We start from the raw sequence: 14,390 nt of genomic DNA, 5'->3' as shown, positions 1-14,390 counted from the left end.
ATCATAGGGATTGTCAAGTAATATCCTGTACACACTTGTGCTCCCAGACCAAGAAAAGTAGCTATAGCAATGCTTAAGAAAGTCGCCCGTCCACGTGCCCCGGGCGATGTGCATGAGAAGAGCACAGGCTTGTCACTCCATAGTTTTTGTTTCTGGCGAGAGGCCCACCCCAAAATATTTCTGAAAGCTGCGGTGTCACTACCATGATGCTCTACTGACGAAATAATGACACCATTTGTCCGATCAATCTCCTGAACCAGAGCTTTGGCTTGATCCGAAATACCCTCTTATTCCTTAAACTCCGGGGAGTAGATTGGCATTTCATAATCATTTAAATCCGGTGATAGGATTGTTGTTCCATCCATCAAGGAAGATGCATAAAGCGCCAATGTTTTATTAATGGATGTTTTACTATGACTTCCTCCTGTCACTAATATCTTTTTCACAGGCTAAAAACTAAGCTGCTTTGGGCATTTGTAAACGGATGGAAAGTATGCAAACGGCAGTGATTCTTTGGTATGAAAATGAGCTTCTGTCTAGTAGATGTCTGTTACCCCTATAGGGATCTCATCATGATTCTTTTTGTCAGTTTTCTATAACTACCTTACCCAACCCCATTCTACTCTCTAGACGTGCGTAAGCCTCGCCCACTTGTTCTAGACGAAAGCAGTTTTTATTAAGTACAGGTTTCAGACCTCCTGACTCAGAGATGTGAGTTAGGTTGCGTAAAATCTCTGCGTGTTCTTCACGCTTATGATTGTGTAACATGGGTATCAGCATGAAGACGACGTGCAGGGAAAGACCCTTGAAATGAGCCGTTGTCAGATCTAACTCGCACATTGAGACAGTTGAGGCAATCTGGCCATTCAGGGTGGCTGCCTCAAATGAGTTGGACATATTGGCCCCGCCCACCGAATCGAAAACCACATCGAAGCCAACACCATTCGTATATTTTGCCACATAATCTTGAACTGTTTCGGATTTGTAATTAATGGGTGTTGCACCCAGTTCTTGGATGAGTGCTAATTGTTTTTCACCTCCGCCAGTGGCATAGACATCTGCTCCAAAGTGCTTTGCCAATTGCAGTGCGACATGACCCACCCCGCCTGATCCACCATGCACTAATACCTTTTGCCCAGCCTGGATCCCAGCACGTTTTAACCCTTCATACGCAGTGATGCCAACCAATGGTAAAGCAGCGGCCTCAGGCATTGAAAAATGACTCGCCTTGTGAGCAATCAATCGCCCATCAGCGAGGATGTAATCGGCTAAAGTTCCTGGCAAATCAGCAAGTCCCCCAGCACAGCCATAGACTTCGTCCCCCACAGAGTAGCCTTTCACATCTTCGCCAACTTCTTCGATGATACCTGAGAAATCCATGCCTAGAATCGCAGGCGTTTTAGGGGATAAGGGAAGATCCTGGCCCATTTTGCGAATCATCGTATCTACGGTATTCACACTGGATGCCTTAATGTTTATGAGTACATGGCCTTCTTTTACTTGGGGCTTTTCTACTTCTACGACCTCGAATGTTGCGTTTTCACCATAGGCCTTGATCTGCATTGCTCTCATAACGGTCTTTCTAACGGTTATATTTTTATGACTTCGATTCTTTTGCTTTAGCTGATTTCTTGCACTTTCATGACCAAGTCGTTCCAATTACGCTGGTTCTCTATGTCATGTTCCAGACCCTTTTCATCAGCAATTGTGAAACGCTTGATAGCAGGGGTCTTACTCGTTGCTTGATAAAGCCAGTAGGCTTCTGCTTTTAGGGCATCATCAATTGGCTTGTCGATGGACTCATAGACAGCTTGCTTGCAGGCGTTAATAGATTCTGCAGGAAACTGTGCAATCCGTTTTGCTAGACTATCCACATATTCCCCGATCTCCTCCGGATCAAGTGCCTTATTGATAGTGCCATAGGCTTCGGCTTCATCTGCGGTGAAGTCGCGAGCACTTAAGATGATTTCTAAAGCTCTACCCAGACCCGTCTGACGTGCCATGCGAGAGGCTCCTCCTCCGCAAGGTAAGATTCCCATACCTACCTCCATTTGCATAAACTTAAATTTACCGCGTGCTGCGAAACGCATGTCTAAAGCGAGTGCTAGTTCATGGCCTCCACCACGAGCGAAACCCTCCAGTTTGGCGATGGTCGCCTGAGGTACTTTGCTAATGCGCTCGCATACGGATTGGAGATCGAGTAGTTCTACTTCGTCCCGTGAAACGGCTTCGGTAGACATATCCTTGAGCAATTCGGTATCGTAATGACAAACCCATATTTCGGGATTTGCCGATTGGAAAATAACCACTTTCGTTTCGCGATCACGCTCAAGCCGCATAGCGAGGCTATTTAGGTCGGATAGCATTTCTTGGCCTTGTACGTTTACAGGACCGAAATCAAAGGTAACCGTAAGTACACCTTCGTTTATCTCAGTTTTGAATGTTTTATATCCTTCGTATTTCATTATTTTTTGTCATTGAGGTTGGATTGAAGTAATGATTTTTGTTGATACTATCGATTGTGCTTTTAAGCTATCATTGATAGGATGAAATTGACAAGTAAGCACAATTTTTTCATGTAGTTACAAAAATGTAAGTAATGCGATGGATGCTGGCTTATGAAGCATAAAAAAAATTGCGATCGACCTTATGGCTGCTCTGTTGAAGCAACATTAGCTGTGATCGGAGGTCGCTGGAAACCTATTATTATCTTTCTACTCATGCAGAATGATACACTAAGGTTTGGCCAACTTCAGAAGTCTATTGATGGCGTGACTCAACGTATGCTGACCAACCAGCTGAGGGAACTGGAATCGGATCAAGTGGTCCATCGCAAAGTCTATGCTGAAGTGCCCCCTCGGGTGGAATATTCTCTGACTGAATATGGTAAAACCCTCAAACCCATCATGCTCTCCATGCGGGATTGGGGCGCTGAACATATGACGATTAAGAGTTCGTGAGCTTGCGGAGAGAACGAAAACGCCATGAGTGACTTATCGTGATGGAAAGGTTCACATAACGATGGTTTTCCGCAACTGCCCTTAACTTATCGGAATGAGAACTCTTTAAAATCGGTGTCCATCTGCGAAATCTGCGGATAGATTGTAGTCAACTACTTGCTAAATTTTTCTAGTGAGATCTTCATGCTCAAAGGGCCATCCATTCGGTGGAAAGTTAAGTATGAGCATAAATTTTTTAGCAAGCGGAAATTTATCTCAATGCCGATCGAATCGGTAGATCGGTGTACCGTATTAAAAATCAGAAATGTTGATCGTTTTTTGCACAAGGCTAATAGAGTAACTATTTCAGAATTTTGATTGTGTAGAGCATATCCCAACCAACGGATGAACTTAAAATTTCTCTGGGCGGCGCTACAGCCAGTGTATTGATGCGCGTATGGGTATAACCCATTTCTTTAAAAATTTTCTCTTTTTGTTCGAATCGCACCTTTCCTCAATTATCTTCTGCGATATGGTGAGGTGTTAGGCTTTTTTTAAATGATCTTCATAGAACAACACCACATTACGAGTCGTGGTCTCAAAGTGGGATAGTTAAATCATTCGGTTAGGGAATAAAAAGATTTATGCAGGTAAATGGTAAGTCAAGCGTTTGGCTTAAAAGAAAAGCGTGCATGATTAGGATGTCATTATAGCTTAATGAGCTCATGATAGATATTCAGTTAAAAAATCGCCTCAAAGGCATGGTGCTTGGTCAATTTCTTGGAGATGCAGCCTCTCTTGGTGCGCACTGGATTTATAATGTGAAAGATCTGGCAAATGCTTATCCCTCGGGGATTGCAGGTTTCGAAATGCCGGCAGAAGGGCACTACCATGCAGGCAAACAGCCTGGAGAACTTACTCACTATGGTGATGCAGCCTGGGTGTTGCTGCAGGCACTTGCGGATGAGGAAGTTTTTGATGTGACACATTTCGGTAAGTCTTTTGTCAGGTCTATGGATCCTGCAAAGGGATACAAAGGTTACTTTGATGCAGCAACTCGAGGGACTCTTGAAAACTATAAAAACCACGTCGAGGTATCAACGGAACCCTACAGTTTTCAAGAAGGCGCTGATGACGATCAGCTTGCTACTATTTCGGCTCTAGCTCCTTTCATCGCTTTTTATATTTGCCGCAACCACGGACTGCCTGAGGACTCGACAAAACTTTTCGAACAAGTAGAGAAGCTCACACGCTTGAGGCAAAACAATGATCGCGCAGTTGCCTATTGTTTGGCGCATACACGACTGCTCTTGCAGTTGCTTGCGGGTCGAGATATCCACAGTGCTTTCCATCATGTCGAGGAGAAGATAGGAACTAATGAAAAGCTCGACGCTGAAGTGCGTAGAAAAATAAAAGACGCTTTTAACTTGAAGCAGAAAAGTACTATGGAGGCCACAGATATTCTAGGCCAAAGCTGCCCTCTTATTTGCAGCTTTCCTTCAGCCATTCAACCCACTGCGAAGCATAATGAAGATTTTGAAAAAGCAATCCTGGAAACCATCCGCGGGGGTGGTGATAGTGCAGGCCGCGCCGCGATGATTGGCAGCTGGATCGGTGCTAGAATTGGCTTTGATGATCTTCCGAAAGACTGGTTGGAAAAACTAGCTCTGAAAAATGAAATCTTGGAAATACTGGATAAGTGGTAAGCTTCGCATCAGTTTTAGCAATGTATCAGTTGAGGAGAATAACCATCCTACTCCATCTTGAATAAAAGTCTCAGGTATTGTCTTTACGACCTTAGCTTCGGTATCATAATCTCTTGTTTTGTTGCAGATTTTGTTAAGCAGAGCTATCTCCTGGTTCCTATTTGATAAGATTTTCGTAATGCATCAAGCCGTCTTTTTTGACTTCTTCCATAAATTAATCCTGACGCTTTTCCCAGTGTTTCAAGTCTTTGATGGTGTGCGGATCATGGGTGGGGGGCTTATGCGGTTTAAAAGATGTGAGTGCGCTCACTGTGGTCAGCTACTCAATCTGCGTATTGACCGAGTTGGAGGATGACACAGTGGCCTTGCTTCAGCTATGGTCCATCTTCACGTAACTATGACCACACTTGCTTATATCTTTCTGGGACTTCTTTTGACTAAATATGCCGTTGAATCTTACTTAAGTTTGCGTAACTGGAAGCATATTCGAAAGCACCGTGATGAGGTCCCTGAGAAGTTTGTAAACCAAGTATCTCTTAAAGAACATCAGAAGGCAGCGGATTACAGTATTGCCAAAATTAAAATCTCTTTTGTTTTTGAGTTGTTTGAAGTTGGTCTCTTAGTGGCATGGACGGTCTTAGGAGGTTTTCAATATCTCCATAATCTCTCAGTTGGGCTGGTGGATCATCCTGTTCTTACCGGATTACTTTTTTTCTGTTTTTTTGCTTTGATTTCGATGCTCTTAGATCTACCCAAATCTATTTATTCTACTTTCGTTCTCGAGGAAAAATACGGATTTAATAAAACGACAGTTAAGACTTTTGTCTTGGATATATTCAAGGGTTTGGCTGTTAGCGCTGCATTAGGATTGCCCTTGATTAGCATCATGCTTTGGCTGATGGAGAGTGCTAGCTATTGGTGGATTTATCTATGGGCGGTGGTCGCTCTGTTTCAACTGATGATGCTTTGGGCTTTTCCTGTTCTCATTGCTCCCTTGTTTAATAAGTTTCTTCCTCTGGAAGAAGGAGACGTTAAGGATACGGTTCAAGATCTCTTAAATAGAACCGGCTTCAAAGCAAGTGGCTTATTTGTGATGGATGCTTCTCAAAGGTCAGGGCATGGCAATGCTTACTTTACAGGCATAGGAGAAACAAAGCGCATTGTCTTCTTCGATACCCTGCTCAAACAACTATCACCCGCAGAGGTCGTTGCGGTATTGGCTCATGAGATAGGACATTACAAAAAGAATCATATTAAAAAACGTCTGGCTGCAACGTTTGCCATGATGTTAGGTGCGTTTGCACTGTTAGGTTATCTAGCTCAGTGGATACCTTTTTATACAGGTCATGGCGTTGATACGGCTGCACCCCATCTAGCGCTCATTTTATTTATGACAGTATCCAGTGTTTACACCTTTCCATTAACCCCGTTGTTTTCTTATTTGTCTCGCAGGCACGAGTATGAGGCCGATGCCTATGCAGTAGAACATTCCCAAGCAAATGACCTTTCTTCTGCCTTAGTCAAGCTGTATAAGGAAAATGCTTCTACGTTAACACCTGACCCCTTATTCAGCGCCTTTTATCACTCGCACCCCCCTGCTATCAATCGGATTGAGAAACTTTATAGCTAGCACTTTAGCTTCTTCTCATAGTCCGATTATTTCGAGAAGCATTCGATGATTTTTTGCAGGGAAGCTGAAAGAACGCGTCGGCGCATCCAATAGAGATGGATTTCCCGGAAATAGGGTTTTTGGGTTAGGGAACGATAAGCGACTTTTCGATGCTTATGGAAATCAATGGCTATTTGTGGAATAAAGCTAAACCCTAGACCGAGCTCGATGATTCCCAGTAGCGTATCGATCTGTGAACTCTGAATGGTCACATCTGCCTTGATACCGGACGCTTTGCAGTAGCCTTCCGTTTGGCGTGATAGGCAATGCGCCTCCTGCAGCAGGACGAGTCGTTCACTTTTGAGCTGCTTGAGTTCAATCTTTTTCAGGACACACAGTGCATGTCGCTGTGGTAAAGCCAGCAGCAGCTCATCCTGCATTAATAAATGATGGTCTGCATCCTGGTCGATTTTGGTAGGAGGACTCATCAGGGCAAAGTCGATCCCGCCGTTTCTTAGGCGATCGATCAGAGATTTGGTGGTGTCTTCCACCAGCTCGTAATGGGCTTCCGGATAGCGTTTGGTGATCCGCTTGAGTATTTCTGGCAGCAGATAAGGAGCGATGGTTGGGATGGCTCCAATTCGTATGGGTCCTTGAATCCCTTTACCGCTGCGATCAATGAAATCACGTGTCGATTCGATCTCTGACATGATGGCTTTAGCATGGGGAAGAAATTCTTTACCTAGCTCGGAGAGGGTAACGCCATCGCGTGCTCGGAGAAATAGGCTGCCTCCCACTTCATCCTCCAGTTTATTGATCTGCTGACTGAGCGAAGGCTGCGATACATTCATCATGTCAGCTGCTTTGGAAAAATTGCCAGTGCGTGCCAGCTCCAGAAAATAGCGGATACGGTGAAATTCCATGGCTATAGTTTATACCTATATGACGTATAATATCAAAGTATTATACCTATAGTAAAATCTATGTATTTTTACATTTAAGAGGAAAACCTTTGTAAAAATAACTTAACCAGCAGGACCCCAAATTATGTCAGAAAATATATCCAAATGCCCCTATACAGCAACGATGTCATGGCTGAAAAGAATTCAGTCCTTTTTCAGCGCCTTATCCGCTAATATGATCCAAAAAGTTGAAAGCTCGGAAACTGTAGAAGAATCGGTCCGCGTCAAATCAGCTAGCAGCAGTGAATGCCCTTTTTTAAATGGACGTGCCAAAGGAGCACTGAGTCCGACCGCAGGTCGTGGCACTAACAACCGAGACTGGTGGCCCAATGCCCTTAACCTGGGCATATTACGTCAGCACAGCACCCTATCCAGTCCCATGCAATATGATTTTGATTATCGAGAGGCATTTAAGAGCCTCGATCTCGAAGCTGTCAAAAAAGATTTGATGGAGCTAATGACGGATTCTCAATCCTGGTGGCCGGCTGACTACGGTCACTACGGCCCACTTATGGTGCGTATGGCCTGGCACAGCGCTGGAACCTACCGCACCGCAGACGGTCGTGGAGGAGGGGGCACCGGTGCTCAGCGTTTTGCACCACTCAATAGCTGGCCAGATAATGCAAACTTGGACAAGGCCCGTCTGCTACTCTGGCCGATCAAAAAGAAATATGGCAAGAAGCTCTCCTGGGCGGATCTTATGATCTTAGCCGGTAATTGCGCACTGGAATCTATGGAATTCAAAACCTTTGGGTTTGGTGGAGGACGCGTGGATATCTGGGAACCGGAACAGGATATTTATTGGGGTCAGGAAGGAGAATGGCTCGCTGACAAACGCTACAGCGGGGATCGTCAACTCGAGCAGCCTTTAGCAGCAGTTCAGATGGGTCTCATCTATGTTAATCCCGAAGGACCAAATGGAAACCCAGATCCGGTTGCTGCGGCTCACGACATACGCGAGACCTTTGGTCGTATGGCCATGAATGATGAAGAAACGGTTGCACTGATCGCAGGCGGACACACGTTTGGTAAAGCCCATGGCGCAGCCAACCCAGATGATCATGTTGGACCGGAACCGGAAGCTGCGGGCATTACAGAACAAAGCCAGGGTTGGACGAGTTCTTATGGAAGAGGCCATTCCGAACACACTATCACCAGTGGACTGGAAGGTGCCTGGACTCAAACTCCAACCCGCTGGAGTAACAACTACTTCAAGAATCTATTTGAATACGAGTGGGTGCTGACCAAGAGCCCTGCTGGAGCCCAACAATGGACTCCGAAAAACGCTAAAGATGTTATGAATGTGGTGGATGCTCATGATCAGTCTAGACGTCATGCTCCAATGATGTTCACCACAGATTTAGCTCTTAAGGAAGATCCGGAATATGCAAAAATCTCACGTCGCTTCTATGAGAATCCTGATGAGTTTGCCGATGCATTCGCGCGTGCTTGGTATAAACTGACCCATCGTGACATGGGGCCGATTTCTCGCTACCTTGGTGCTGATGTTCCGGAAGAAACACTCATATGGCAAGATCCACTGCCTGAAACGCCAGGAGAAATCCTTAGCGAACATCAAGTCAAAGAGCTGAAAGCAAAAATTCTGGCAACTGGCCTCAGTATTTCGAAACTGGTTTCAGTCGCTTGGGCTTCGGCTTCCACCTATCGTGGATCTGATTTTCGCGGTGGAGCCAACGGTGCTCGCGTTCGTCTAGAACCCCAGAAATCTTGGGAAGTTAACCAACCAGAAATTCTTTCGGAAGTGCTGTCAAAACTAGAAGAGGTAAAAAAAGATTTCGACGGCAATGTTTCTTTGGCTGATTTGATTGTGTTAGGAGGTTGCACTGCAATCGAAAAAGCTGCTAAAGACGCAGGTTATGACGTCGTAGTTCCCTTCATTCCGGGCCGTGTAGATGCCGGGTCAGATCAGACCGATGTGGATTCCTTTGAGCCCATGGAGCCGCAAACAGATGGGTTCCGCAACTATGCCAAGACTCATTTTACTGTTTCTGCGGAAGAGATGTTGGTGGATCGAGCACAATTGCTGACCCTAACTGCACCTGAAATGACCCTTCTTGTAGGTGGACTGCGTGTCTTAGGAGCTAATCACGGCGACAGTAAACACGGCGTTTTTACCAACAACCCGGAAACACTGACCAATGACTTCTTTATCAACCTATTGGATATGAGTGTGACTTGGAAGGCTTCTGATGAAAGTGAAACCACTTTTGAAGGAAGAGATCGTGTCAGTGGAAAAGTCAAGTGGACGGGCACGCGGGTCGATCTGATCTTTGGATCGAACTCCGAGCTGCGTGCATTATCTGAGGTCTATGCTTCCGATGATTCCAAAGAACTATTCGTGAAGGAATTCATTGCAGCATGGGGCAAAGTCATGAACCTCGACCGTTTTGATCTCGAATAAGATCATCCGATTTTCTTAGCTCTAAAAAGTGAGACTTGATAGTTTCAGATGAGAGCTTTGTTAGAAGGAGATTACCTCAATTAGAAGAGATAATAGGTGGCCAAAGTGTAAGGTTGAAAAATAGATTTCTCTTTCACATATCCTTGGATGCACGGATGAAAAAGTATGATGGAATAGACAAGCAATTTTCACTGGAGCTTTTGCCGGTAAGGAATAAAAACTTGTCATCTAACAGTATTCTGCTTATCTAAGTACAATATGATTTGTAATGGCATGCCTGTAGTAGTGGCCAGCCCTCTCGACAAAGTGCGAGTGGCCATTTGTATTTACGGCAGATTGCAAACTTCTCACGTCTTCTAAAAATTAACTAAACTTCAAAAAAATTTTGCAAACGCCGTCTCTACCAGACGGCGTTTTTTGTTATGAATATAAGATTGAAACAACTCAAAAGGACCTTTGCTTTGGCTTTGCCGATGATGGCAGGTCAACTCGGACAGATGTTGCTGGGACTTAGTGATACGTTGATGATCGGACAGATGGGGACCGTCGAGCTGGCTGCGTCTGCCTTTGTTAATGTTCTCTATCACATCCCCATCGTTGTTGGCTTTGCCTTGGCGGCGGCGGTAAGTGTGCAGGTTTCTCATTACCATGGTGCTAAACAGAATGTGCAAGCAGGGGAAGCATTGCGTCACGGACTTTACTTCTCGTTGGGTTTAGGGATGGCCACGGCTGTGATCACCTTAGCCATCTTTCCTTTTCTTCATTGGTTTGGCCAGCCCGATGATGTAGTGGAGGCGGCGCGTCCGTATCTGCTCTGGATCACATTGTCATCGCTTCCTATGATGCCGACTCTGATCTGCAAGAGTTTTGCGGACTCGAAGAATCATCCTTGGCCAATCTTTATGATCATGCTGGCGGGAGTCGGAGTGAATATACTACTCAATTATCTCCTGATCTTCGGGAAATTCGGCTTTCCAGAATGGGGGCTAACGGGTGCAGGAATTGCCACCTTTTCAGCTCGCATGTTAACGCTGATCGGTATGTGGTTTTATCTGACGAACTCACAAATACTAGGAGTCAGTTGGCCGAAGCGATGGTTTGGGCCTATCGATCGAGCAGAATGCGGTTCATTGATCAATTTAGGAATGCCTATCTCGGGCCAGATCTTGATGGAGTTCGGCTTGATTGCGCTAACGGCTCTTTTCATTGGAAGCTTTGGTGCGGTCTCGATGGCATCCCATCAGATTGCTATCACTTGTGCGGCGACGACCTTTATGTTACCCATGGGATTATCTCAAGCGGTGACCATTCGCGTTGGGCACAGCTTGGGCGAAGGCATGCCCTTGCGATGTCGAGATATCGTTATCGGAGCCCATGTATTGACGCTATGGATTATGGGATCGGCTGCCATTCTATACCTCATCTTTGGAGAAGTGATTGCGGATGCATTTACGAATGATCAGGAGGTCGTGAAGTTGACGGCGACACTGTTAACCATCACGGCTATTTTCCAGATATTCGATGGGGCACAGATTATCAGTGTTGGTGGATTACGTGGCTTAAAGGATGTGAGTGTTCCAACAGGGATCATTTTTACTAGCTACTGGGTGATCACATTGCCTTTGGGGTTGATCCTTGCCTTCTTCTTCAACCTGGGAGCGATTGGCTTTTGGATTGCTCTGGCAGCGGGATTAGCTACAGCCGCCTTCGCACTGACCGGAAGACTTACATACATGCTCAAAGAGACTAAGATATCGAGTCCTCGAGGAAAGAGAGAGGGCGATGAGCCATCTTCTCTGGTCCAGATGAGATCAAATGATTTCCTAGAGATCTTACCTGGGGAGCGAGAGTTGGTAAGAGATTTTTAACTCAGGCAAGTTGTGGGCGGGGAATTTTGCGTAAATGCTTAAAAATCAGAGGGTTCGGGGAAATGGTTAAGTGAGTGATTTTTTTTAATTTTCTCTTGTCAAGGATGTTGAAATATATATGCTACTCGTCCCTTTCGATGGAGAAAGGATACAACCATAGATGGTTGGCGTGTGAAGGCTCTGCAGCTTACACCTAGGAAATAACTAGGATTAATGGTAACAGACAGGGTCTTCCTCCATGCCGGAGAAAAGGCTTACAAAGCTAACACGCCAGACGCATCTCTGCTGGGCGTGTTCTTTTTTTGTGAGGAGAATGATAAATTTAAAAACAATAAGGATAAGATACGAATGCCGACAATTAACCAGCTAGTTCGCAAAGGGCGCAAAAAGGTCGTCAAAAAGACGAAGGCACCCGCATTGCAAAATTGCCCTCAGCGCCGTGGTGTGTGTGTCCAGGTGATGACCAGAACCCCTAAGAAGCCGAACTCTGCGCTTCGTAAGGTAGCAAAGGTTCGTCTGACCAATGGTTATGAGGTTATTGCCTATATTGGTGGAGAAGGGCATAACTTGCAGGAACACTCGATTGTTCTGGTGCGCGGTGGGCGCGTTAAGGATTTGCCAGGTGTTCGTTATCACATTGTTCGCGGAACGCTAGATAGCTTAGGCGCTGTTGGTCCAAGTAATACCAACAAAGTTAACCGTAATGTTTCACGCAGTAAGTACGGAGTGAAGAAAGCTAAGGGCGACAAAAAATAATTTTAAGAAAGTTTGAATTATGGCACGTAGACGCAGAGCAGAAAGAAGACAAAGAATACCAGATGCGGTTTATGAAAGCTTGGTGGTTAGCGCATTGGTCAACACCGTCATGAGCCGTGGTAAAAAAGCCACTGCCGAGAAGATTGTTTACAAAGCGATTGATACAATCAACGAGGGGAAAACGATTACAGATCCTCTTGAGATGCTCAATAAAGCGCTAGAAAATGCAAAGCCTCGATTGGAGGTGAAGAGTCGCCGCGTAGGTGGTGCCACCTACCAAGTCCCTATGGAAGTCCCTGCAGATCGTCAGTTGGCCTTGGCACTTCGTTGGATTGTAGGTAACGCACAACGGAAAAAAGGTGTTCCCATGTCTAAAGCTTTGGCAAACGAACTTCGCGATGCAGCCTCAGGTCAAGGTGCTGCGATTAAAAAACGTGATGATGTTCACCGCATGGCGCAAGCCAACAGGGCCTTTGCTCACCTAAGGTGGTAAGCATTTAAATTAGGATTTTTGAAGGAAGAAAAGAAAATATGGCAAAACGTTTCCCACTTGAGCGAACCCGAAACATCGGGATCTGTGCTCACATCGACGCTGGTAAGACTACCCTTACCGAGCGTATCCTGTTTTACACGGGTGAGGTGCACAAGATCGGTGAGGTTCATGAAGGGGATACGGTTACTGACCATATGGATCAGGAACGTGAGCGCGGTATCACTATTACTTCTGCAGCTATTACCTGTCACTGGGATTGTAAACTGGATGAGTTAGTCGTTAAGAATTTTTCGAAAACTAATAACCGCATTAATATTATAGATACTCCAGGTCATGTAGATTTTACCGCAGAAGTTGAGCGTTCCTTACGTGTCTTGGATGGTGCGATTGCGGTCTTTTGTGGCGTGGCTGGAGTTCAGCCTCAGTCTGAAACGGTTTGGCGCCAAGCGACTAAATATAATGTTCCTCGTATTGCCTTTGTGAACAAGATGGATCGCACTGGAGCAGATTTCGAAGCGGCAGTGGCTAGCATGAGAGAGAAGTTAGGGGCTAATGTCTGGCCTGTTCTTATTCCACTAGGATCTGAAGATGATCTCAAGGGTCAGATCGACATCGTTAATCAAAAGGCTGTGATTTATGATGAGAGCGACAAACTCGGCTCTACTTACCGCATCGTGGATATTCCAGAATCTGAAAACTCGCGTGCGCAAAAAGCACTTAATGACTTACAGGCCGCTCTGATAGAAGTAGATGATCAGTTGGCAGAGCTATTTCTAGAAGAAAAAGAGCCAACGACAGAGCAATTGAAGATGGCAATCCGCCGTGCAACCATTGCCAATAAAATTGTTCCAGTAGCAGGCGGCTCAGCTTTTAAGAACAAGGGAGTGCAATTTCTAATTGATGCCGTGATTGATTATCTACCCAGTCCACAAGATGTCCCCGCTATGAAAGCGCACTCTGTGGAGAATATGGAAGATGAAATTTTGATGGAAGCCAGTGATGATGAGAAATTCTGTTCGCTGGCTTTTAAACTTTGGTCAGATAAATATGTAGGAAAGCTTATATTCTTCCGTGTTTATTCTGGAACCTTAAAAAAAGGAGATCAGGTTTATAATCCGCGCACGGGTAAAAAAGAGCGAGTCAGTCGCATTCTGCAAATGCAAGCGGATAAACAGATTGACTTAGATACTGTTTATACAGGGGATATTGCTGCGCTTGTGGGCCTAAAGGATATCCGCACCGGTGACACGCTTTCAGACACCAAGCTTAACGTGATGCTGGAGCCACCTTCTTTTCCAGAACCAGTCATTTCTATGGCAATTGAGCCCAAGAGCCAAGCTGACCGTGACAAACTTTCAACGGGACTCCAAAGGCTATCTGAAGAAGACCCAACGTTTCAAGTCATGACTAATGAAGAAACTGGCCAGACAATCATTAAAGGCATGGGCGAGTTGCACTTGGAGATCATCCGTGACCGTTTGAACAGAGAATTTAAAGCACAAACAAATGCTGGTGCACCGCAGATTGCTTATCGGGAAACAATTACTAGAGAAGCTGGCGCTGAAGGCAAGCTCATCAAGCAGTCTGGCGGTAGAGGGCAATATGGCCACGTTGTGATCAGTGTAAAGCCTCGCG

The 14,390-nt window shown here is 45.4% G+C and carries 12 protein-coding genes; 8 read left to right on the top strand and 4 right to left on the bottom strand.

What is annotated here, in order from left to right; translation table 11 throughout:
• Positions 1–287: 287 nt before the first annotated feature.
• From AAGA18_05200 to AAGA18_05190, 3 genes are all read right to left on the bottom strand, one after another.
• A complete protein-coding gene (locus AAGA18_05200) occupies positions 288–446 on the bottom strand; it encodes a hypothetical protein (protein ID MEM9444733.1) in 159 nt (52 codons plus the stop codon).
• A gap of 139 nt (positions 447–585) precedes the next feature.
• Complete coding sequence (locus AAGA18_05195) at positions 586–1,572, bottom strand: zinc-dependent alcohol dehydrogenase family protein (GenBank protein ID MEM9444732.1); 987 nt, start codon at positions 1,570–1,572, stop codon at positions 586–588.
• Positions 1,573–1,619: 47 nt separating this feature from the next.
• Positions 1,620–2,465, bottom strand: a complete 846-nt coding sequence (locus AAGA18_05190) for an enoyl-CoA hydratase/isomerase family protein (GenBank protein MEM9444731.1) — start codon at positions 2,463–2,465, stop codon at positions 1,620–1,622.
• Positions 2,466–2,618: 153 nt separating this feature from the next.
• On the opposite strand from AAGA18_05190, the gene AAGA18_05185 reads away from it, so the two are divergent.
• From AAGA18_05185 to AAGA18_05175, 3 genes are all read left to right on the top strand, one after another.
• Positions 2,619–2,960, top strand: coding sequence for a helix-turn-helix domain-containing protein (locus AAGA18_05185; protein ID MEM9444730.1), 342 nt, complete (start codon positions 2,619–2,621; stop codon positions 2,958–2,960).
• Between the two features lie 704 nt (positions 2,961–3,664).
• Positions 3,665–4,645, top strand: a complete 981-nt coding sequence (locus AAGA18_05180; GenBank protein MEM9444729.1) for an ADP-ribosylglycohydrolase family protein — start codon at positions 3,665–3,667, stop codon at positions 4,643–4,645.
• A gap of 397 nt (positions 4,646–5,042) precedes the next feature.
• Positions 5,043–6,275: a M48 family metallopeptidase gene (locus tag AAGA18_05175; GenBank protein MEM9444728.1), complete on the top strand. Its 1,233-nt coding sequence runs from the start codon at positions 5,043–5,045 to the stop codon at positions 6,273–6,275.
• A gap of 26 nt (positions 6,276–6,301) precedes the next feature.
• Here the strand turns inward: AAGA18_05175 and AAGA18_05170 are convergent, their stop codons facing one another.
• Entirely contained in the window at positions 6,302–7,177 is an 876-nt protein-coding gene (locus AAGA18_05170; protein ID MEM9444727.1) for a LysR family transcriptional regulator, read from the bottom strand.
• A 124-nt stretch (positions 7,178–7,301) separates the two neighbouring features.
• Here AAGA18_05170 and katG point away from each other — a divergent pair, with 124 nt between their 5' ends.
• The 5 genes from katG to fusA form a co-directional block, all read left to right on the top strand.
• Complete coding sequence (gene katG / locus AAGA18_05165) at positions 7,302–9,638, top strand: catalase/peroxidase HPI (protein MEM9444726.1); 2,337 nt, start codon at positions 7,302–7,304, stop codon at positions 9,636–9,638.
• 434 nt (positions 9,639–10,072) lie between these two features.
• Positions 10,073–11,506, top strand: a complete 1,434-nt coding sequence (locus AAGA18_05160; GenBank protein MEM9444725.1) for an MATE family efflux transporter — start codon at positions 10,073–10,075, stop codon at positions 11,504–11,506.
• 348 nt (positions 11,507–11,854) lie between these two features.
• Positions 11,855–12,262 carry a 30S ribosomal protein S12 gene (gene rpsL / locus AAGA18_05155; protein ID MEM9444724.1) on the top strand — a complete coding sequence of 136 codons (408 nt, stop codon included), beginning with the start codon at positions 11,855–11,857 and terminating at the stop codon, positions 12,260–12,262.
• 19 nt (positions 12,263–12,281) lie between these two features.
• Positions 12,282–12,755 carry a 30S ribosomal protein S7 gene (gene rpsG, locus AAGA18_05150; GenBank protein MEM9444723.1) on the top strand — a complete coding sequence of 158 codons (474 nt, stop codon included), beginning with the start codon at positions 12,282–12,284 and terminating at the stop codon, positions 12,753–12,755.
• 38 nt (positions 12,756–12,793) lie between these two features.
• Positions 12,794–14,390: elongation factor G (gene fusA, locus AAGA18_05145; GenBank protein MEM9444722.1), on the top strand; the 1,597-nt coding region annotated here is incomplete at its 3' end.

It is taken from the genome of Verrucomicrobiota bacterium (assembly GCA_039192515.1).
In the GTDB taxonomy this organism is placed as follows: Bacteria; Verrucomicrobiota; Verrucomicrobiia; order Methylacidiphilales; family JBCCWR01; genus JBCCWR01.
The sequence above is the reverse complement of the archived record's forward strand: the minus strand, read 5'-3'. Positions and strand labels throughout refer to the sequence as shown.